This window comes from Streptomyces sp. CA-142005, assembly GCF_050942335.1.
Taxonomy (GTDB): domain Bacteria; phylum Actinomycetota; class Actinomycetes; order Streptomycetales; family Streptomycetaceae; genus Streptomyces.
Map to the genome: position 1 here is coordinate 6,239,828 of NZ_CP192078.1, position 20,813 is coordinate 6,260,640.

General features: G+C 70.8%; 18 protein-coding genes. 10 read left to right on the forward strand and 8 right to left on the reverse strand.

What is annotated here, in order from left to right:
• Window positions 1-15: 15 nt before the first annotated feature.
• The 5 genes from ACQPXS_RS29285 to ACQPXS_RS29305 all read left to right on the forward strand — a co-directional run bounded on the left by ACQPXS_RS29285 (window position 16) and on the right by ACQPXS_RS29305 (window position 6,637).
• Window positions 16-798 carry a methyltransferase domain-containing protein gene (locus ACQPXS_RS29285; protein ID WP_433452240.1) on the forward strand — a complete coding sequence of 261 codons (783 nt, stop codon included), beginning with the start codon at window positions 16-18 and terminating at the stop codon, window positions 796-798.
• Between the two features lie 807 nt (window positions 799-1,605).
• Window positions 1,606-2,379 carry an isoprenyl transferase gene (locus ACQPXS_RS29290; protein ID WP_351799108.1) on the forward strand — a complete coding sequence of 258 codons (774 nt, stop codon included), beginning with the start codon at window positions 1,606-1,608 and terminating at the stop codon, window positions 2,377-2,379.
• 346 nt (window positions 2,380-2,725) lie between these two features.
• Window positions 2,726-4,051 (forward strand): PhoH family protein, encoded by a 1,326-nt coding sequence (locus ACQPXS_RS29295; RefSeq protein WP_330338055.1) that lies wholly within the window; start codon window positions 2,726-2,728, stop codon window positions 4,049-4,051.
• 398 nt (window positions 4,052-4,449) lie between these two features.
• On the forward strand, window positions 4,450-5,148 hold the full coding sequence (locus ACQPXS_RS29300; RefSeq protein WP_351799113.1) for a lytic transglycosylase domain-containing protein: 699 nt from the start codon (window positions 4,450-4,452) through the stop codon (window positions 5,146-5,148).
• 151 nt (window positions 5,149-5,299) lie between these two features.
• Window positions 5,300-6,637, forward strand: a complete 1,338-nt coding sequence (locus ACQPXS_RS29305) for an AI-2E family transporter (RefSeq protein WP_433452242.1) — start codon at window positions 5,300-5,302, stop codon at window positions 6,635-6,637.
• A gap of 226 nt (window positions 6,638-6,863) precedes the next feature.
• On the opposite strand, the gene ACQPXS_RS29310 is transcribed toward ACQPXS_RS29305, so the two are convergent.
• Entirely contained in the window at window positions 6,864-7,397 is a 534-nt protein-coding gene (locus ACQPXS_RS29310; RefSeq protein WP_351799121.1) for an alkyl hydroperoxide reductase, read from the reverse strand.
• Between the two features lie 3 nt (window positions 7,398-7,400).
• Window positions 7,401-7,955: a peroxiredoxin gene (locus tag ACQPXS_RS29315; protein WP_055704786.1), complete on the reverse strand. Its 555-nt coding sequence runs from the start codon at window positions 7,953-7,955 to the stop codon at window positions 7,401-7,403.
• 139 nt (window positions 7,956-8,094) lie between these two features.
• Between ACQPXS_RS29315 and ACQPXS_RS29320 the strand changes: the two genes are divergently transcribed.
• From ACQPXS_RS29320 to ACQPXS_RS29335, 4 genes are all read left to right on the forward strand, one after another.
• Window positions 8,095-9,042, forward strand: a complete 948-nt coding sequence (locus ACQPXS_RS29320) for a LysR substrate-binding domain-containing protein (RefSeq protein WP_351800155.1) — start codon at window positions 8,095-8,097, stop codon at window positions 9,040-9,042.
• Between the two features lie 174 nt (window positions 9,043-9,216).
• Window positions 9,217-10,083, forward strand: coding sequence for a MarR family transcriptional regulator (locus tag ACQPXS_RS29325; RefSeq protein ID WP_433452244.1), 867 nt, complete (start codon window positions 9,217-9,219; stop codon window positions 10,081-10,083).
• A 59-nt stretch (window positions 10,084-10,142) separates the two neighbouring features.
• Window positions 10,143-10,529 (forward strand): roadblock/LC7 domain-containing protein, encoded by a 387-nt coding sequence (locus ACQPXS_RS29330; RefSeq protein WP_433452245.1) that lies wholly within the window; start codon window positions 10,143-10,145, stop codon window positions 10,527-10,529.
• Window positions 10,530-10,532: 3 nt separating this feature from the next.
• Entirely contained in the window at window positions 10,533-10,958 is a 426-nt protein-coding gene (locus tag ACQPXS_RS29335; protein ID WP_433452247.1) for a hypothetical protein, read from the forward strand.
• Between the two features lie 64 nt (window positions 10,959-11,022).
• On the opposite strand, the gene ACQPXS_RS29340 is transcribed toward ACQPXS_RS29335, so the two are convergent.
• The 4 genes from ACQPXS_RS29340 to ACQPXS_RS29355 form a co-directional block, all read right to left on the reverse strand.
• Window positions 11,023-13,365, reverse strand: coding sequence for an ABC transporter permease (locus ACQPXS_RS29340; RefSeq protein ID WP_433452249.1), 2,343 nt, complete (start codon window positions 13,363-13,365; stop codon window positions 11,023-11,025).
• The gene (locus ACQPXS_RS29345; RefSeq protein WP_356301536.1) at window positions 13,362-14,051 is read right to left on the reverse strand and encodes an ABC transporter ATP-binding protein; all 690 of its coding nucleotides are present in this window, start codon (window positions 14,049-14,051) and stop codon (window positions 13,362-13,364) included. The genes ACQPXS_RS29340 and ACQPXS_RS29345 overlap by 4 nt, the downstream gene beginning before the upstream one ends.
• A complete protein-coding gene (locus tag ACQPXS_RS29350; RefSeq protein WP_351799130.1) occupies window positions 14,048-14,572 on the reverse strand; it encodes a PadR family transcriptional regulator in 525 nt (174 codons plus the stop codon). Before ACQPXS_RS29350 ends, ACQPXS_RS29345 begins: the two co-directional genes overlap by 4 nt.
• Window positions 14,573-14,880: 308 nt before the next feature.
• Entirely contained in the window at window positions 14,881-15,051 is a 171-nt protein-coding gene (locus ACQPXS_RS29355; protein WP_433452251.1) for a hypothetical protein, read from the reverse strand.
• A gap of 247 nt (window positions 15,052-15,298) precedes the next feature.
• Here ACQPXS_RS29355 and ACQPXS_RS29360 point away from each other — a divergent pair, with 247 nt between their 5' ends.
• Complete coding sequence (locus ACQPXS_RS29360; protein WP_433452253.1) at window positions 15,299-17,611, forward strand: transglycosylase domain-containing protein; 2,313 nt, start codon at window positions 15,299-15,301, stop codon at window positions 17,609-17,611.
• Between the two features lie 80 nt (window positions 17,612-17,691).
• Here ACQPXS_RS29360 and ACQPXS_RS29365 read toward each other — a convergent pair whose 3' ends face one another.
• Both ACQPXS_RS29365 and fomD read right to left on the reverse strand, forming a co-directional pair.
• Window positions 17,692-19,836 (reverse strand): SpoIIE family protein phosphatase, encoded by a 2,145-nt coding sequence (locus tag ACQPXS_RS29365; RefSeq protein WP_433452254.1) that lies wholly within the window; start codon window positions 19,834-19,836, stop codon window positions 17,692-17,694.
• Between the two features lie 259 nt (window positions 19,837-20,095).
• Window positions 20,096-20,803 carry a cytidylyl-2-hydroxypropylphosphonate hydrolase gene (fomD, locus tag ACQPXS_RS29370; RefSeq protein ID WP_433452255.1) on the reverse strand — a complete coding sequence of 236 codons (708 nt, stop codon included), beginning with the start codon at window positions 20,801-20,803 and terminating at the stop codon, window positions 20,096-20,098.
• Between the last annotated feature and the right edge of the window lie 10 nt (window positions 20,804-20,813).

The window sequence follows — 20,813 nt, forward strand, 5'->3', positions numbered from 1 at the left end:
GCGATCATGGCGGGCATGTCAGTGAACCGCTCCTTCGAGGACCTCGTGGCCGAGGGCGCCGCCGTACCCACGGAAGGGTGGGACTTCTCCTGGTTCGAGGGGCGGGCGAGTGAGGAGCGGCCCTCGTGGGGGTACGCCGTCTCGGCGGGGGAGCGGCTGGGCCGGGCCGAGGCCGTGCTGGACATCCAGACCGGCGGCGGTGAGGTGCTGGACTTCGCGCTGGGCAGGGCCGAGCCCGCCCGGCCGGTGCTGGCCGCCGCGACGGAGGGCTGGCCGCCGAACGTGGCCAAGGCCACCGCGCTGCTGCGGCCGCGCGGGGTGGTGGTCGTCGCCGCGGCGGACGACGCGCCGCTGCCGTTCGCCGACGGGACGTTCGACCTGGTGCTCAGCCGGCATCCGGTGCGGCCGTACTGGGACGAGATCGCCCGGGTGCTGCGGCCGGGTGGCAGGTACTTCGCCCAGCATGTCGGGCCGGCCAGCGTCTTCGAGCTGGTGGAGTACTTCCTCGGGCCGCTGCCGAAGGAGGTGCGTTCGGCGCGGGATCCCGAGCGTGAGCGGGCCGACGCCGAGGCGGCGGGCCTGGAGGTGGCCGGGCTGCGGGCGGAGCGGCTGCGGATGGAGTTCCACGACATCGCCGCCGTCGTCCACTTCCTGCGCAAGGTGGTGTGGATGGTCCCGGGATTCACGGTGGAGGCGTACGAGCCCCAACTGCGCGCGTTGCACGAGCGGATCGAGAAGGAGAGGCCGTTCGTGGCGCACAGCACCCGGCATCTCTTCGACGTCCGCAGACCCGGCTGATTCACCCGCGGTTTGCCAACGGTTTCCACATCGTTATCCAGTCTGGTTCACATCAGCCTCATCCTTCACATAAGTTCAGACCAAGGTAATTCGCGCAGGCAAACCAGCGCGGGTGGCACCGCGCAGTGGAGGGGGCTGCGCGGTGCTGTGAAGCCCCGGGCGATGTTCCCGGGCCGCCGTAGCGGAGCCGTCAAGTCGCCGTTCGCTGACCGGGTAGTCCGTCGGGGGGACGCCGGAGCAACGTGCCGACATATCCCCAAGATGGCGTAAACCGGTCCGAATCCCTCCGAATCATTTCGTATCCGATCGGTTTTGCCTGGGATTCCGCTGTGAACCGGCCATGGGACACCCGTGAATCCAGTGTTCCGCACCCACCGGGGCGTCGCCGGATGATTCCGGAGAGTAGTTATGCCCCGCCGATGCACCCACCATCCCTTACGAAGGGTTATGGTGGAAACCCCCCCTCGGGCCGGTCCGTCTCCCCCCCACGGACCGGCCCGTTTTTCGTTCCCGCCACCGGCGGCCCCTTCGAAGGGAACACCGGCCAGGTCCATCGAGGGGAACCCGGGAACCGCTCGGTGCCCGCCCGGCGTCCCCTCTCAAGGGGTGCGGGGCCGCGCTCGACACGCGGCTGAGCCGTGTGGGCGCGACAAGCCCCCACGGACCTGCACCAGACGGCCGAAACCCCAAGCCCCCGAACCCCAATCCCCAAACCCGAACCAGAACCAGGCCCCCGGCAGGGGTAGGCTCGACGGCTCGGGCACCCTTACGCACCGAACCCCCCATGCCAAACCCCCGGAGGGCCACGTGAACCTGCGCGACAACCTGCGCAGCCTGCTCGTCAGGCTCTACGCACGCCGGGTGGAGGGCCACCTCGACCACGCTCAGGTGCCCAAGCACATCGGCGTCATCATGGACGGCAACCGCCGCTGGGCGAAGGCGTCCGGTTCCACCACCGTCCACGGCCACCGGGCCGGTGCGGACAAGATTGAGGAGTTCCTCGGCTGGTGCACCGAGACCGACGTCGAGGTCGTCACCCTGTGGCTGCTGTCCACGGACAACTTCGACCGGCCGCAGGAGGAACTCGTCCCGCTGCTCGGCATCATCGAGGACGTCGTCCGCACGCTCGCCGCCGACGGCCGCTGGCGCGTTCACCACGTCGGCACGATGGACCTGCTGCCCGGCGGCATGCAGCGCACCCTGAAGGAGGCCGAGGAGGCCACCGCCCACATCGACGGCATACTCGTCAACGTGGCCATCGGCTACGGCGGCCGGCAGGAGATCGCCGACGCCGTGCGCTCCATGCTGCTCGACGCCCACGACAAGGGCGTGGCGATGGAGGACCTCGCCGAGTCCGTCGACATCGACATGATCGGCCGTCACCTCTACACCGGCGCCCAGCCCGACCCGGACCTCGTCATCCGCACCAGCGGCGAGCAGCGGCTGTCCGGATTCATGCTGTGGCAGACCGCGCACTCCGAGTACTACTTCTGCGAGGTCTTCTGGCCCGCGTTCCGCAAGGTCGACTTCCTGCGCGCCCTGCGTGACTACGCCGCACGTCACCGGCGTTACGGCGGCTGAGCCCCGACGCACGCCCCGCCGGCCACCAAGGCAGCGGGGCGTTCGCATACCCATGATTCGTCGGGATGTAACCAGGAGTTCACCGGCACGCCGATGGCTGCTTTTGCATGGCGGTGCATGTTCGAGGGCATAAGCCAAACAGGTCGACACCCGAACCACGGGTGTCGGATCTCAGCGGGCGGCACGGGGCCGTCCGCCCGGGAGGCCCTTTGCACCAGCCCGATCGTGCGGTCCACGCGCGGACGAAGAGGCGGAGGGCCGGTTCTCGGCCCGCGCAGGGCGGCCGACGACCGGTCCAGCTCGATCTCGTCGCTCCCCGACCTCATCCGAGGGGGTACGTCCTTCCGTGGTGACCAGCACAAAGCGCCACAAGCCAGACCGGCGCACCTATGTTCTCGACACCAGCGTCCTGCTGGCCGACCCGAACGCCCTGACCCGCTTCGACGAGCACGAGGTCGTGCTCCCCATCGTGGTGGTCACGGAACTGGAGGCCAAGCGGCACCATCCGGAACTCGGCTACTTCGCCCGCCAGGCCCTGCGCCTGCTGGACGACTACCGGGTGAAGAACGGTCGCCTCGACGCCCCCATCCCGATCGGGGAGCTGGGCGGGACCGTCCGTGTCGAGCTCAACCACTCGGACCCCAGCGTGCTGCCCACCGGCTACCGCCTGGGGGACAACGACTCCCGCATCCTCGCGGTGGCCCGCAACCTGCAGGCCGAGGGGTACGACGTCACCGTCGTCTCGAAGGACCTGCCGCTGCGGATCAAGGCGTCCTCCGTCGGTCTGCTCGCCGAGGAGTACCGCGCCGAACTCGCCATCACGGAGAACTCCGGCTGGACCGGAATGTCCGAACTGACGCTCTCCGGCGAGCAGGTGGACATCCTCTTCGAGGAAGGCCATCTGTACGTCCCCGAGGCCGCCGAGCTGCCGGTGCACACCGGGCTGACCATCCACTCCGAGCGCGGCAAGGCGCTCGGCCGGATCACCGCCGAGGGCAACGTCCGCCTGGTGCGCGGCGACCGGGAGGCGTTCGGCATCAAGGGCCGCAGCGCCGAGCAGCGCATCGCGCTCGACCTGCTGCTCGACCCGGACGTCGGGATCGTCTCGATGGGCGGCCGGGCCGGCACCGGCAAGTCGGCGCTGGCTCTGTGCGCGGGCCTGGAGGCGGTCCTGGAGCGCCGCCAGCACCAGAAGGTCATGGTGTTCCGGCCGCTGTACGCGGTCGGCGGGCAGGAGTTGGGCTATCTGCCGGGCAGCGAGGCGGAGAAGATGAGCCCGTGGGCGCAGGCCGTCTTCGACACGCTGTCGGCGGTCACCAGCCGCGAGGTCATCGAGGAGGTCACCGCGCGCGGGATGCTGGAGGTCCTCCCGCTCACCCACATCCGCGGCCGCTCGCTGCACGACGCGTTCGTGATCGTGGACGAGGCGCAGTCGCTCGAACGGAATGTGCTTCTCACCGTTCTGTCCCGAATCGGCGCGAATTCACGGGTTGTTCTGACCCATGACGTGGCGCAAAGGGACAATCTGCGCGTCGGCCGCTATGACGGAGTGGTCGCCGTCGTGGAGAAGCTGAAGGGGCATCCCCTCTTCGCGCACGTCACGCTGACCCGGTCCGAGAGGTCCCAGATCGCGGCGCTTGTGACCGAAATGCTGGAGGACGGTCACATCTGACCCACCCGCACGCAGTTGGCGCCGCCCGGCAAAGGTCGAGAGCCTAGCCGGGCGGCGCCTTGGCGTGTGGAGCTTTCCGGAAATCCCCAGGGGCAAACGGGATGTGACCTTTCACACGCAACGCAGAATTGCCACCCGGCGTCCGGTTACGGCAGAGTCTCAGTCCTGTCAGGCCCCGCATACGACACACCTGTACCCCCAGCGGTACAGCACCACAGAAGCACCACCAACTCCATAGAGTTCGTCGTATGCCGCCCGAGCACCACGCGGCGCTCCCCGGAAGGGGGGTTGCCCACCGGGCCCGTGCCTCCCGTGACCCCGCAGTTGGGAGGCCAGTGCCAGGGGCACGATTGCGTCCGCCAGGGTCACCGAAGCGGGCGATGCTGGAAGGAAACCGTGTGAGCCGGATTTCGGTCCGGGGATTCGCAGTGGCCTCGGCCACCGCGGTCACCGCCGTCGGAAGCGTCGTCGGAGTTGCCTCGGGCAGCGTCGCGCAGAACAACAACGACGCCGAGGCGACGGCAGCCGACACCACGCTCCTCGCAGACATACCCGCGGGTCAGCAGGCGCAGGTCCAGTCCGCGTCCCTGACGCAGCAGGCCGACGCCCAGGCCATCGCCGCGGACGCGAGTGCCAAGAAGGACGCCGAGGAGGCGGCCCGCAAGGCCGCTGCCGAGACCGCCATCGCGAAGAAGGCGGCGGCCGAGAAGGCGGCCAAGGAGGCCAAGGAGCGCGCCGAGGCGAAGGCCGCGGCCAGCCGCGACAGCGCCCGCTCCTCCTCCAGCTTCCCCGTCCAGAGCAGCTACACCGTCGCGCAGATCCAGGCGATGGCGCGTCAGATGGTGGCGGCCGACCAGTTCCAGTGCTTCAGCAACATCGTGGACCACGAGTCCAGCTGGAACTATCAGGCGACCAACGCCTCCTCCGGTGCCTACGGCCTCTTCCAGGCCCTGCCCGCCGGCAAGTACGCCTCGGCCGGCGCCGACTGGCGGACCAACCCCGCCACCCAGATCAAGTGGGGCCTCAACTACATGAACAGCCGGTACGGCAGCCCCTGCCAGGCCTGGTCGTTCTGGTCGGCCAACCACTGGTACTAGGCCCGTCCGGTCACCGCCGGTCGGACTCAACCTCGCGCAGCCCCTCCCCGTCCTTAGGGGAGGGGCTTTCGCCCTGTACGGTCGTACCCAATGCCTCCTGGGGGGAGGAGAGGTGGCGAGCACGCGGGGACGCGGGGGAAAAGGACGGATCATGTCGCGAGTGCCAGGGTGGCTCGGCAGGCTCGGTGCCGGTCTCACCGAGATGAGCGAGCGCCTGGACGAGCGCCGTGCGGAGGTGGAGCGCGAGACCGCCCCGGATCCCTCGGTCACCCCGCCGGTCCCGTCGCAGCCCGCCGACCCCGACCCCGTCGCCGAGGCCGCCGTACCGCCCGCGCGCCGGCCCGCACCCGCGGCCTCCGGCCACCGCCCCGACCCCGCCGAGGCCGTGCCCTGGGGTGTGCGGGTCGCGGCCGAGGCGGGCTGGCGCATGCTGGTCCTCGCCGGCACCCTCTGGATCCTGATGCGGGTCATCAGCGCGATCCAGCTGGTGGTGTTCGCCTTCGTCATCGCCCTGCTCGTCACCGCGTTGCTGCAGCCGACGGTCGCCCGGCTCACCCGCCGCGGAGTGCCGCGCGGCCCGGCCACCGCGCTCACCGCGATCAGCGGGTTCGTCGTCATAGGGCTGATGGGCTGGTTCGTGACCTGGCAGGTCATGGAGAACATCGACACGCTCTCCACCCAGATCCAGTCCGGCATCGACGACCTGCGCGACTGGCTGCTGAAGAGTCCCTTCCACGTCACCGACAAGCAGATCAACCAGATCGCGAAGAACCTCCGCGAGGCGATCGGCGCCAATGCCGACCAGATAACGTCGGCGGGCCTGGAGGGCGTTCAGGTCATCATCGAGGCCCTCACCAGCATCCTGCTGGTGTTCTTCTCGACGCTGTTCCTGCTCTACGACGGCAAGCGGATCTGGGAGTGGTTCCTGAGGCTGGTGCCCGCCGCGGCCCGCCCGGGTGTGGCCGGCGCCGGTCCGCGCGCCTGGCGCACCCTGACGGCGTACGTGCGCGGCACGGTCCTGGTCGCCCTGATCGACGCGATCTTCATCGGCATCGGCATCTACTTCCTGGACGTGCCGATGGCCGTCCCGCTGGCCGTCTTCATCTTCCTGTTCTCGTTCATCCCGCTCGTCGGCGCGGTCGCCTCCGGCGCGCTCGCGGTGATCGTGGCGCTGGTCACCCAGGGCGTCTTCACGGCCGTCATGACCCTGGTGGTCGTCCTCGCGGTCCAGCAGATCGAGGGCCACGTCCTGCAGCCGTTCATCCTGGGCCGCGCGGTCCGCGTCCACCCGCTGGCCGTCGTGCTCACGGTCGCCGCCGGTGGCATGGTGGCCGGCATCGGCGGCGCGGTGGTGGCCGTACCGCTGGTGGCGGTGACGAACACGGTGGTCGGGTATCTGCGGCAGTATGCGGAGGAGCTCCAGCGGCAGAAGGCCGTCGCGGACGAGCCTGTCGCGGAGAACGCCGAAGGCCCCGCCCACCAGGGGTGAGCGGGGCCTTCGCGGAACCGCTGGACGGCCAGCCGTTCATCCTGGGCCGCGCGTTCGCGTCCACCCGCTGGCCGTACCGCTGGTGGCGGTGACGAACACGGTGGTCGGGTATCTGCGGCAGTATGCCGAGGAGCTCCAGCGGCAGAAGGCCGTCGCGGACGAACCTGTCGCGGAGAACGCCGAAGGCCCCGCCCACCAGGGGTGAGCGGGGCCTTCGCGGAACCGCTTACTCGGCCAGCACGGCCTCGGCGTCGAGGGTGACACCGACCGCCTGGATCACCGAGGCGATCTTGAACGCCTCCTGGACGACCTCGCGCTCCACGCCCGCCTTGCGCAGCACCTGCTCGTGCGAGTCCAGGCACATGCCGCAGCCGTTGATCGCGGAGACCGCGAACGACCACAGCTCGAAGTCGACCTTCTCCACGCCCGGGTTGCCGATGACGTTCATCCGCAGACCTGCGCGCAGGGTGCCGTACTCGTGGTCGGACAGCAGATGACGCGTCCGGTAGAAGACGTTGTTCATCGCCATGATCGCGGCGGCCGACTTGGCGGCCGTGTACGCCTCCGGCGAGAGGTTCGCCTTCGCCTCCGGCTCCAGTTCACGCAGCACGATCGGGGAACGGGAGGCGATGGCGGTCGCCAGCACCGTGCCCCACAGCTGCTGCGCGGGCAGGTCGGAGTTGCCGATGACGGAGCCCAGGTTGAGCTTCAGGTCCTTGGCGTAGTCCGGGACCCGGGACTTCAGCGAGTCGAGCGACATGGGTCACTCACCAGCCAGCAGCGCGACCGGGTCCAGGGTGTCCTCGCCCTTGGTCCAGTTGCACGGGCACAGCTCGTCGGTCTGCAGGGCGTCCAGGACCCGCAGGACCTCCTTGGGGTTACGGCCCACGGAACCGGCGGTGACCATGGTGAACTGGATCTCGCGGTTCGGGTCGACGATGAAGACGGCGCGCTGTGCGAAGCCGTCCTCGCCCTCGATGCCCAGGTCGCGCATCAGCTCGTGCTTGGAGTCCGCCATCATCGGGAACGGCAGGTCGGTCAGGTCCGGGTGGTCCTTGCGCCAGGCGTGGTGGACGAACTCGGAGTCACCGGAGAAGCCGAGGATCTGGGCGTCGCGGTCGGCGAACTCGTCGTTCAGCTTCCCGAACGCGGCGATCTCGGTCGGGCAGACGAAGGTGAAGTCCTTCGGCCATGCGAACACGACCAGCCACTTGCCCTCGTAGGACTTGTGGTGGATCTGCTCGAACTCCTTGCCCTTCTCCAGCGAGACGCAGGCGGTCAGTTCGAACTCGGGGAACTTGTCACCGACAGTGAGCACACGCTCTCCTTGCAGCGAGGAAAGGCCCCTTTTGAGGATCTTTCCCATGGGTTGGACGCAGTCGATGTTGGCACAGGGTGCATTGATTAGTGAAATAGCTACACTCGGTCATGTTGATCGGAGGTAGTTATCAGTGACCATGAGTAACGGCAAGCGCAGGCAGCCGAGCCTCGCACAGCTGCGTGCCTTCGCCGCCGTCGCCGAGCATCTGCACTTCAGGGACGCGGCGGCCGCCATCGGGATGAGCCAGCCCGCCCTGTCGGGCGCGGTCTCGGCGCTGGAGGAGACCCTCGGGGTGACCCTCCTCGAGCGTACGACGCGCAAGGTGCTGCTCTCGCCCGCCGGCGAGCGGCTGGCCCTGCGGGCGAAGGCGGTGCTGGACGCGGTCGGGGCGCTGCTGGAGGAGGCCGAGGCGGTCCGGGCGCCGTTCACGGGCGTCCTGCGTCTCGGGGTGATCCCCACGGTCGCGCCGTACCTGCTGCCGGCCGTGCTGCGGCTGGTCCACGAGCGCTATCCGCACCTCGACCTCCAGGTGCACGAGGAGCAGACCGCCAGCCTGATCGACGGCCTGAACTCCGGCCGCCTCGACCTGCTGCTGCTGGCGGTGCCGCTCGGCGTGCCCGGGGTCGTCGAACTCCCGCTGTTCGACGAGGACTTCGCGCTCGTCACCCCGCTCGACCACTGGCTCGGCGGCCGCGAGGGCATCCCGCGCGAGGCGCTCAGGGAGCTCAACCTCCTGCTCCTGGACGAGGGGCACTGCCTGCGCGACCAGGCCCTCGACATCTGCCGGGAGGCGGGCCGCGCGGACGCCCCGGTGACCACGACCGCCGCCGGCCTGTCCACGCTGGTGCAGCTCGTCGCCGGCGGCCTCGGCTGCACCCTGCTGCCGCGTACCGCCCTGGAGTTGGAGACCACCCGCAGCAGCCGGCTCCTCACCGGCTACTTCGCCGAGCCGGCCCCGAGCCGTCGGGTCGCCTTCGCCATGCGCGCGGGTGCGGCCCGGTCCGCCGAGTACGAGGAGTTGGCGGCAGCCCTGCGCGGGGCACTGCGCTCACTGCCGGTGAGGGTGCTCGACCCGGACGCCTGAGCCCGCCGATCGATCAAATGAGTGTCGAACAAAGCGATGTGACCGGCTCGAAACTCCAACTTCCTTCAGTCCGGGTCAGGTGGGAAATCTCCGGCGGAAATATGCCGATCGACTGATACACATACCCCCTCGGTGCGACACGTCAGGCGTCTGTACGAAATACCAAGGGGGGCAATGGATCACGGCGGGCTCGCGCACGCGCTGACCGCGTGCGGGCGTGACGGATTCACGGGGGAGCTGCGGGTGCCGGGCAGCCCCGGCGGCGCCTTCCATCTGCGGGACGGACTCGTCGTGGCGGCCGAGAGCCCCGGCGCCCCCGGCCCCGAGGCACTGCTCCTGCGCTCCGAGCGCATCGACGGCGAGCAGTGGGCGGAACTGGTGCGCGAGTCCGCGGGGCGCTGGCCGGCCGCCGGGCTGACCGCGCACGGCTACGCGGGGGCCGCCCAGCTCCGGGTGGTGTGCCTGCTGGCGCTGCGGGACGCGGCCTTCGCCGTCGTCGCCGGCCGGGTGGACGCCTGCGAACGCGTCACCGGCACCGGGCCGCACGCCCCGTGCGCCGCCGGTGAGCGGCCCGCCCGGCTGCTGGAGGACGCGGTGCGCAAGGTGGCCGCCGTGGACGCGCTGCCGTACCCCGTGCGCCCCGACCGTGAACGCCCCCTGCCCGTGGCCGCGCCGGAACAGGCCCGCACCCCGCTGCAACGGGAGCTGCTCGCGCACGCCGACGGCCGCCGTACCGCCCGCGACCTGGCCTTCCGCACCGGCCGCGGGGTCTACACGGTCACCGTGGAGGTGGCGCGGATGCTGGGCGAGGGGCTGCTCGAGTGCCCCGGCCCGCTCGCCCAGGCCCCGCTGCTGGTGGCCCCCGATGCCCCCGTCGTACGGCACCGCGAGCCCTGCCCGCCGGAGCCGGAGGCCGCCGCCCCCGCCGAACTGCCGCGCCGCGCACCCGGTGCCAGCGGCATCACCGAAGTCCTCGTCCCGCCGGTGAGCGGGGCGGGCTGGAAAGGGCTCTTCCGGCTGCGCCACGGAACCGCTGGATGACCTGCGTCCGTTGGCTGCCGCAGCGGTCGAACCCGGTAAGGAACAAGGGAGTTGAGCACATGGACCACGAAGCGCTGGCGCGGGAGATGCGCGGACTGCGCGAGGAGGTGACCGGGATCACCGACACGGCCCTCGCGGCGGCCGACGGCATGCTCATCGCGGCCGACACCGCGGAGTCGATCGACCCGGAGGGGCTCGCCGCGCTCGCGGCGGCGGGCCTGGGCCTGGCGCGCCGCACCGCCGCCGCCACGGCGCGCGGAGCGCTGCGCCAGACGGTGACCTACGGCAGCCACGGCTGCGTCGCCTTCTACGCCGTCGGCGACACCGCCCTGATGGTGGTCCTCGGCGACGAGGGGATGGACGTGAACCGCCTGCACCGGGCGACCCACCCGGCCCTCGACCGCATCGGGTCGATCCTCACCGAGAAGACGCCAGAGGGGGTGTGACGGATGGCGACGAAGCGTATGACGGGTTTCTCCGACCAGGTGATGAGTCTGGTCAAGTCGCTGCGCACCGAGGCGCCGGACTGCGTCGCGTCCGGTGTGGTCGACATGTCCACCGGGATGCTGCTGTCCTACGAGACCGTGGACAACCACCCGCCGGAGGTCCTGGACCTGCTGGCGGGTGCGACCCTCGATCTGTTCCAGGGGCGTACGGTCGTCATGATCGAGGACGTCTTCAAGGAGCGTCGCGGAGTCAGCGACGACAACCACTTCTTCCAGGAGATCCTCGTCAACAGCGAGAACCTCACCCACCTGTTCCTGCGGATGAACGAGCAGCAGGACGTGGTCGCCGTGGTCGTCTGCCGTAAGTCGGTGAACGTCGGCATGCTGTTCGCCCAGGCGCGGAGGGTGGTGCGGGAGCACAGCCTGTGAGGCACCGGCCGTGGGCCCCCGGGTGGGAGGGGCCCACGGCCGACCGCGCTCCGACGTGGCGCCGCTACTCCGTCCGCAGCCCCTCGGGCCGCATCAGCCGCAGCAGCGGCGGCAGGCTCAGCAGCGTGACCGTGACGACCACCGCCGCGCCGGCGCCGGCCATCGACAGCACGCTCGGCCAGTCGACGCTCACCGTCGCGCCCACCATCTTCAGCAGCACCCCGCCCAGCGTCAGCCCGACGGCCGAGGCGAGCAGCAGGCCCAGCGCGATGGGGATCGCCGTCTGCCACAGCACCGACATGCTCAGCGTGCGCCGCCGGGTGCCGAAGGCGACCAGCGACGACAGCAGCTTGCGCCGCTCGCGCAACTGCTCCAGCTGGGACACCAGCAGGCTCGCCCCGATCAGCGCCAGCACACACACGGCGCCGACGAACGTTCCGGTGCGGATGGAGGTGAACTTGTTCGACTCCTCGGTGGCCGACCACACCATCGCGTCCGCGAGCGGGTCGATCCGCGCCGCCGTGTTGCGGACGCGGTCGTGCACGTCCGGCACCGACTCGTCGAGCTTGAGGTACACCGCTCCGGTCAGCGCGCTGCTCATCCGGCCGGACAGCGCGGCCGGCGTCATCAGCACCTGGCTGTCCCTGGTCCCGCCCGGACCGGTGATCGCGCGGGCCTGCTTCATCCCGTGCGGCACGGTCCAGACGACGTCCGGTCCGGCGCCCGTGCCGTCGCTCGTGTTGAGGTGGAGCCTCAGGCCCGGCCGGGCGAGCTTGTCCACGTCGACGTCCCGTTCCCCGCCCTTGGCCGTGAAGACGTCCCCGTCGTGGCAGGACGTCAGCCGGGCCACGTCGCGCAGGGAGGCGCAGGTGCCGACGGTGAGGTTCAGCGTGTTCTCCGGCCCGTGATCGGGGGTCCAGCGCCGGTCGCCGAGTTCGGTGCTGGCGAGCGCGGTGGCCTTGCGCACACCCTTCGTCGAGGCGAACTTCCCGGCGGCCGGCACGAAGGGCAGCCCCCGTGGCAGGTTGACCTGCATCTGGATGCGGTCGGTGTCCCGCGCGGTGGCCTTCGTGTAGTCGCCCTGGACGCCCGCGAACAGCATCTGCAGCGCGATCGCCCCGGCCACCGCGACCGCGATGCCGTTGACCATGCGGGCCGCCGAACCGCTGCTCAACTGCAGCCGCCGTACCGCCAGTTGCCAGGCCACCCCGCCCAGGCCCAGCCGGGCCACCACCGCCTCCACGACCCAGGGCAGGAGCGCGGTGACGCCGACCAGCAGGAGCAGGACGCCGCCGATCACCAGGTACTCGTTGAAGGTGCCGTTGCTCCGGCCCTGGCCGATCATCGGCGCGAGGCACGCCAGTCCGCCCAGCGGCAGCAGCAGCCGCCACCACAGCCGGCGGCGCGCGGGCTTGGCCGTACGGACCACGCCCAGCGGTTCGATGACCACCCCGCGCAGCGCGAACAGCGTGACCAGGACCGCCGCCGCCGGAACGGCGACCGCGACCAGGGCGGCCAGCGCCGGGGAGGGGTTGAGATAGCTGGGGAACACGCTGACGCCCATGATGTCGACCGAGGCCGCCAGCTGCCGGCCGAGCAGGAAGAAGCCGGTGCCGAAGACCAGCCCGACCAGCGATCCGGCGAGCGCCTCGCCCGCCGCGATCCGCCGGGTCATCCGGCTGTCGGAGCCCACCAGCCGCAGCGCGGCCAGCCTGCGGTCGCGCCGCTCGCCGCCGAACCGCACGGCCGTGGCGATGAACACCGCGACCGGCATCAGCAGCACCACGAAGACCACCAGCACCAGCAGGATCAGCACCGGGTCGAGCCCCTCCTGCTGGGGCGACCGCGAAGGCCCGAAGTGGGTGATCCGGGCCGTCTGCCATCCGTTGATGCGTGGGGCCAGGTCCTTCGCACCGGCGTAGTAGGCGAGTTCGTGCGAGCCGATGAGCCCGGGCTCGCCGATCGTCCCGACGATCCGGTACGGCAGCCGCTCACGCAGCAGCTTGCCGTCGGCGGAGCCGAGCAGCGTCTTCAGCGCGGGGGAGACCACCATGTCGCCCGGTGCCGGGTACTTCGTCAGGCCCGGCGCGATCGGTGCCCGGGGCCCCTCCGGCTCCACCAGCCGGCCGCGGACGTCCGAGCCGTGGTACGTCGTGTCGGCGTCGGAGATCACCAGGGTGTTCGCGGCCTTCGGCACGTGCGGGCCGTAGGTGTAGTCGTTGCGGTCCTCGTTGCGCTGGTCCCGTACCGCCAGCGCGTTCGGGATCGCGGTCGTCAGCAGCAGCAGCGCCACGCCGAGGCCGACACCGACCGCGGTCAGCAGCATCCGGACCCAGCCCTCGCGCCCGCCGGTGCAGGCGAACCGGACCCCCATGCCCAGGTCCCGGGACCACTGCCGGGTGTTCATACGGCCCGCTCCATGTCCCGGGACTTCCCGTCGCGTACGACGATCTCGCGGTCGGAGTAGGCCGCCACCCGGGGCTCGTGCGTGACCAGGACGACGGCCGCGTTGGTGGTGCGGGCCGCGTCGGTCAGCAGCTCCATCACGCGCTCGCCGTTCAGGGAGTCGAGCGCGCCGGTCGGCTCGTCGGCGAACACCACCCGGGGCCCGGTGACCAGCGCCCGCGCCACCGCGACGCGCTGCCCCTGGCCGCCGGAGACCTCGCCGGGCCGCTTGCCCTCGAGGTCGTCCACCTCCAGGCGTTCCATCCAGGCGAGCGCGGCCTTCTCGGCCTGCTTGCGGGAGGTGCCGTTCAGCCTGAGCGGCAGCGCCACGTTCTCCACGCACGTCAACTCGGGCACCAGCTGGCCGAACTGGAAGACGAACCCGAACTCGGAGCGGCGCAGCGCGCTGCGTTCGGTGTCGCTCATGCCGGCCAGTTCGCGGCCGTTGTAGACGATGGACCCGGAGTCGGGCGGCACGATGCCGGCGAGGCAGTGCAGCAGGGTCGACTTGCCGGAGCCGGAGGGGCCCATGACGGCGACGACCTCGCCGGGGTGGATGGAGAACTCGGCACCGTCGAGCGCGACCGTGGGGCCGTAGGCCTTGCGCAGGTTCTCGGCGGTGAGCAGGGAGCCGGCGGGAGGAGTCACTCGGCCACCGCCGCACGGAGCTTGTCGAGGCGCGCGGCGGTCAGTTCCAGCCAGCGCAGGTCGGCCTCCAGGTGGAACAGCGCGTGGTCGCAGATCAGCTGGTCCGCGAGGTCGCCCTTGCGCTTGCGGTCGGTCAGGATCCGCATGCTGCGCAGGTGCTCGGCGCGCTGGGTGTCGAGGATGACGGCGGCGTCGCGGTGGGTGAGGAGGGCGAGGACGACCTTGGTGTACAGGGTCGACTGCAGGTACTCCTCCGGCTTCTCCGGGGTGCCGAGCCAGCGCTCGACGTCCGTGACGCCGGCGTCGGTGATGGCGTACCGCTTGCGCTCGGGGCCGCCGCCGGCCTCGATCCCGTCGACTTCCACGAGGCCGTGCTTCAGCAGCCGCGACATCGTGGAGTAGACCTGGCCGTAGTGCAGCGGCCGGTCGTGACCGAACTTCTCGTCGAAGGCCCGCTTCAGGTCGTAGCCGTGCCGCGGGCCGGACTCCAGGAGTCCCAGGAGGGTGTGACCGATGGACATGCGCAGCACTCTACACACGGTGTATACGCCGTATGTATACGCGGGGTGTGGAGATCATGGCGGGCTGTACGGCGGTCCAGGTGGGAGCCGATTGTCACGGTTCCGAAACAGGCGGTCCGTAGGTCGTCCCCGGCCCAGCGCGCCAGTGCCTCGCACGCCGACGGGTCCAGCCGCAGCAGCACCTGCTTGCGCTGCGGCGGCCGTCGCTTCGGAGCCTCCGCGGAGTCCGTCACCGGTAGAGCGTCCCGGTGTCGAGGGCCGGCTGCGGGACCCGGTCGCCGCACAGCACCACCCGAGTGGGGGAGGGTTCACTCGCGCAGGTCCTCTTGCCGGATCGTGACCCGCCGGCGCCCGAAGAGTCGGCAAAGCCAGAAGAGCTGGACGTCCCGGGCCTCGCCGGGCGCGACGGTGTTCAGCCCGCGCAGCGCGATGACCGCGGCGAGGAAGACGACGAGCCGGGCGATGACGAGCCGGGCCATGGCACAGGGCGAGCCCGCCGCCTGGCGATCATGCTGATCCCGTGCCGATGCGGCCTATCGCGGATCTAACTAAGCGATATCACTTTTGTGGCTCGAAGCAACCCGCTGACCTCCAGAACCGTCGGTTCCCTTGGAAACAGGTGCTGATTGTCACGTCCGTAAAAGAGCGGATCGGACGACCTTTGTCATATAGACGGGTGTTAGCTTTCGGAGCTGACCCCGAGACGGAAGCGGAGCGAAGGAACCCATGGGACGAGCGGAAGAGAGACGAGCGCGACAGCGCGGTGGCCACCGCGCGGCCCCCAGGCGCCGCCGCTCCGCCCCCACGGCGGGTGCACCGGCGGGTGGCAAGCCCGCGAAGAGCTTCATACGCCGGCTGTTCACCTGGAAGAAGATCCTCGGGACGTTCTTCGGGCTGTGCCTGCTCGGCATCGGCGGCTTCATCGCCCTCTACATGATCGTGGACATCCCCCAGGGCAACGCCCTCGCCAAGCAGCAGAGCAACATCTACAAGTACAGCGACGGCTCGATCATGGCCCGGGTCGGCAAGACCAACCGCGAGAGCGTGGACCTGGCCAACGTGCCCAAGGAGGTCCAGCACACCTTCGTCGCCGCCGAGAACAAGACCTTCTACACGGACTCCGGGATCGACCTCAAAGGCCTGGCCCGCGGTCTGTACAACACGGCGATGGGCCGCGGCGCCCAGGGCGGCTCCACGATCACCCAGCAGTACGTCAAGAACTACTACCTCACCCAGAACCAGACCGTCAGCCGCAAGCTCAAGGAGATGGTCATCTCCTTGAAGGTCGACCAGAAGCTGTCCAAGGACCAGATCCTCGCGGGCTACATCAACACCAGCTACTACGGCCGCGGCGCCTACGGCATCCAGGCCGCCGCCCAGGCCTACTACCGCACCGACGCCGAGAAGCTGACGGTCCAGCAGGGCGCCTACCTCGCCGCGCTCCTCCAGGCGCCGAGCCAGTACGACTGGGCCGTCGCGACCCCCACGGGCAAGAAGCTGGTGCAGGCCCGCTGGAACTACGTCCTGGACAACATGGTCAAGCAGCACTGGCTGGACCCGTCCAAGCGGCAGGACATGAGGTTCCCCTACCCCAAGGAGCCCAAGGCGGCGCCGGGCCAGGAGGGGCAGAAGGGCTACCTGATCGAGCTCGCCAACCAGCAGCTCGAACAGCGGCTGATGGAGGAGGAGAACATCAGCCGCTCCCAGGCGGAAGCCGAGGTGGTCGACCGCGGCTGGACCATCACGCTGAACATCGACAAGAAGAAGCAGACCAAGCTGGAGCAGGCGGTCAAGTCCCAGCTGACCGGCAAACTGGACGCCAAGAAGCGCAAGGTGGACGGCGCCGTCCAGGCCGGCGCGGTCTCGGTGGACCCGAAGACCGGCAGCATCGTCGCCCTGTACGGCGGCACCAACTACTTCGAGCACTACATCAACAACGCCACCCGCCGGGACTACCAGCCCGCCTCGACGTTCAAGCCGGTCATCCTCGCCGCCGCCCTCGAGAACAGCGCCACCACGCAGGACGGCAAGCCCATCACCGCCAACACGGTCTACGACGGCACCAGCGGCCGTCAGGTCGTGGACCACGGCAGCAAGGTCGGCTTCGGCCCGCCGAACGAGGACGACCACGACTACGGCCCCATCACCGTCCAGCAGGCGATGAACAACTCCGTCAACTCCGTCTTCGCGCAGATGGGCATGGACGTGGGCATGGACAAGGTGATGAGCACGGCCAAGCAGCTCGGCATGGACACCACGGGCATGCAGGCGGTGCCCGCCCAGACCCTCGGCTCCATGGGCGCCAGCCCGCTGGAGATGGCCGGGATCTACGCCACGCTCGACAACCACGGCAACAAGGTGACGCCGAGCATCCTCAAGTCGGCCGAGCAGAGCGGCCGTAAGGCGCACATTCCCAGCCCGATCGGCGGCTCGGTGATCACCCGGACCGCCGCTGACACCGTGACCTCGGTGCTGACCGGCGTGGTCGACGACGGTACGGCGAAGACGCACGTGGCGGACAACCCGCTGCGCGACGGCCAGCAGGTGGCCGGCAAGACCGGTACCTCCGACGAGGACAAGTCCGCCTGGTTCACCGGCTACACGCCCGACCTGGTCACCTCCGTCGGCCTCTTCGGCGAGGACGCCAAGACCAAGGCCCACGTCTCCCTGACGGGCGCCACCGGTCTGATCCCGCCCCGCGTCAACGGCGGCGGCTTCCCGGCGCAGATCTGGGCGGAGTACACCTTCGGCGTGACGGACAAGGCCGAGTTCGATCTGGACACCACCCAGGGCGCGGCGGTCCAGCCGACGGACACCCCGACCTACAGCCAGACCCCGTCGCAGACGCCGTCGCACACGCCGACCAGCAAGCCACCGACCAGCTCCGCGCCGCCGTCCCGGACGCCGTCGCAGACACCCTCCCGGACGCCCACGCAGACGCCGACGCAGAGCCCGAGCCAGACGCCGACGCAGTCGCCGACGAGCGAGATCACGGAGAACCCGCTCGATCCGGGCGGTAACCGGAACTTCGGCCAGTAGGCCGGTAGGCCGGTTGGAGCGCGCATGCGAAAGGGCGCCCGGGAATCCCCGGGCGCCCTTTCGCGTGGGCCAAGGCCGCCTCAGCCCCGGTTCAGCTCGAACCACACCACCTTGCCGGTGCTCAGCCGGGTCGCGCCCCAGCGCCGGGCCAGCCTGTTGACCAGGTACAGGCCGCGCCCGCCCTCGTCCGTGGCCCGGGCCTGCCGAAGGCGCGGCAGCTGCGGCACGTCGTCGCCGACCTCGCAGCGCAGCACGTCCGTGCGCAGCAGACGCAGCGTCACCGGCCGGGACGCGTACCGTACGGCGTTCGTCACGACCTCGCTGACCAGCAGCTCCACCGCGTCCGACAGGTCCTCCAGGTCCCAGCGGGCGAGCGCGCGCCGGGCCAGCCGGCGGGCCTGGCCGGGGGCCGTCTCCTCCGGATCCAGCTGCCAGTACGCCACATCGCTCGGCGCGATCCCGTCGAAGCGGGCCGCCAGCAGCGCGATGTCGTCGTCCCGGTCACCCGGCCCGAGCATGTCCAGCACCTCGTCGCACAGGGCTTCCAGGGGCGGCGGATGGTCGGGGCCGGTCAACTGGGCGGTCGCGGCGAGCTTTTCGCGCAGCTGCTCTATGCCGGTCCACACGTCCCGCAACCGGGACTCCACCAGCCCGTCGGTGTAGAGGAGCAGCGTGGCCCCGGCGGGCGCGTCCAGCTCGACGGCCTCGAAGTCGACCCCGCCGACCCCGATGGGCGCGCCCGGCGGCACCCGCAGCACCTCGGCCCGGCCGCCCAGGTGCAGCAGCACGGGCGGCGGATGGCCGGCGTTGGCGATGGTGATGCGGTGCGTCACCGGGTCGTAGACGGCGTACAGGCAGGTCGCCATGCGGTCCGTGCCGAGTCGCTGCGCCTGCTCGTCCAGGTGGTGCAGCACCTCCTGCGGCGGCAGATCGAGCCCGGCCAGGGTCTGCGCGGTGGTGCGCAGCTGGCCCATGATCGCCGCCGAGGTCATGGAGTGCCCCATGACGTCACCGACGACCAGCGCGACCCGGCTGCCGGGCAGCGGGATCGCGTCGTACCAGTCGCCGCCCACCCGCGCCGTCTCCGCCGCCGGCAGGTACCGGGAGGCGAGCCGCACACCGGTCGGGCGGGGCAGGGTCTCGGGCAGCATGGTGCGCTGCAGCTCGTCGGCGATGTACGCCTCACGGCCGTACAGCACCGCCTTGTCGATGCCGAGCGCGCTGTGCGTGGCCAGCTGGGCCGCCACCAGCAGGTCGTCGGCCTCGAACGCGAGCCGCTCCGGGCGGCGCAGGAACAGGGCCGCGCCGATCACCCGGCGCCGGCCGCGCAGCGGCGCGAGGATCGCGTGCTGCCCGGACGGTACGACCGTCTCGGCGCACTCGCCGAGCAGCTCGGGCAGCGCGGCCCGGGCGGCGGGCGACTCGGCGAACACCGGCCGCACCCCGCGCAGCACCTCGTTCAGCGCGCCGCCCGGGCGCACCTCGCACAGTTCGGTGGTGAGCGACGACAGCTCGGCCAGCGCGCTCGGCTCCGGCTCGGGATCGAACGCGGGCGGCAGCAGCACATCGTCGGTGTCCCGGTCCTCCGGTATCCGGTCGGTACGGCGCAGCCGCAGCACCACCGGTCCGGTGGGCCGCTCGTCGCCGACCGGCAGCGGGTCGCGCAGATAGACCAGGATCGCGTCCGAGAAGGTCGGCACGGTCGCCCGGCACAGCCCCATCACGATCTCGTCCAGGTCCAGTCCGCGTGCGATCCGCCGGGTGGCCGCGCCCACGAATCTCAGCCGGTCGCCGTCGCGCCGCATCGGCATCGGCCGGCCCGGCGGCAGGCCGCGCCCGGTACGGCGCTCCTGACCGCCCGGCGCCCGCTCCTGCTCGGCGCCGGGCTGCGGCGGGATGGCCTCCGGCGCGGGGCGCGACGGGGTGGCCTCCGGCGCGGGGCGCGGGCGGTGCGCACCGGGTTCGGTGGTGGCGGGCTGGGAGTGCTCGGGGCCGTTGACTGGGGGCTCCTTCCCCTTGCCGACCGGGGGCTGAATCCCCTTGCCGTCCTTTCCCTGGCCACAGGGCCTGGCCGTGCCGGGTCCGGAGGACGCCCCCTCCGCCCGGGCCGCTTGCACCGGTAAGGCCGGGGCGGCGGCGGGCTCCGGGGTACGCAGGAGCGCCCCGCGGCCTTCCGCGGGGTCGGCGCCCTGGCGGCGCTCGAAGGAGGTGGGCTGCTCCGTCACGCGTGTCGCATCCATCCGTACGGCACTGCGCGTCGGGCGCGCAGTTGCTCCCGCAGAAGTCCCGATACCCGCAATACGTGCCCCAGGAACGGAATTCCCGCGTGGTCAGAGGTGGTTCCTGTGCCCTGGTGCCCCTCGCTCACGTGCTGCCGCCCCTCGGTGACGATCGGTCAAGCCCGGCACATGCTCCGGGAGTTGCACTTCTGCGCCCTTGCGGAGGACGATCCTACGTTTCTTGCCCGGGGGCGCATCAAGGGTCTCATGAGGACACGTGCGCGGGCGTACGGTCCCAGTCATCGGGGAGAGAAGGTACCGCCCAGGACGGATCCGGGCGCCAGTGCTGCCAGCCGTCCGAGAACGGCGCCCCCCAGGCCTCGATCACCTCGACCGCGTCCTGCCCGGCCGCCCGCACCCGCTCGGCGGTGGCGGCGTCCATCAGCCCGTCCCGCTGGGCCTGCGCGAACTCGTCCTCGTCGCGCCAGTGCCAGCTGCGGTCGGGGTGCACGGAGATGTCCAGGAAGTAGTCCTCGGAGTCCACCCCGCCCGCCCAACGGGCCAGGGGCTGCTCCAGGTTGACGTACCAGTTCTTGAACCGCCAGCCCGGCTCCCAGAACAGCCACACCGACCAGGGCCGGCCGGGCTGGGCCAGCTTCAGCACCCCGGTGCCGAACCAGCGGTCCCGCTGCACCGAGCGCGGCTTGGTGTAGCGGGACTGGAGCGGCTCCAGATGCACGGGCGTGCCGTCGGCGAGGACCGGCTTCACACACTCGGTGCCGGGGGCCATCCACACGGCGAGCAGTTCGGCGTCGTCACGGACGACGGTGACGGGCCGGGCGATGTGGATGCGCCGGCCGGCGTTCTGCCGGTAGCGCCACAGGATCGGGGTCCCCGGGGGCCAGCCGGCCGCGGGTCCGTTGTCTCCCGTGTCCGCCGTGTCCACGCGTGTCATCGCTCCGTCGTCCGTCATGGACAGATTT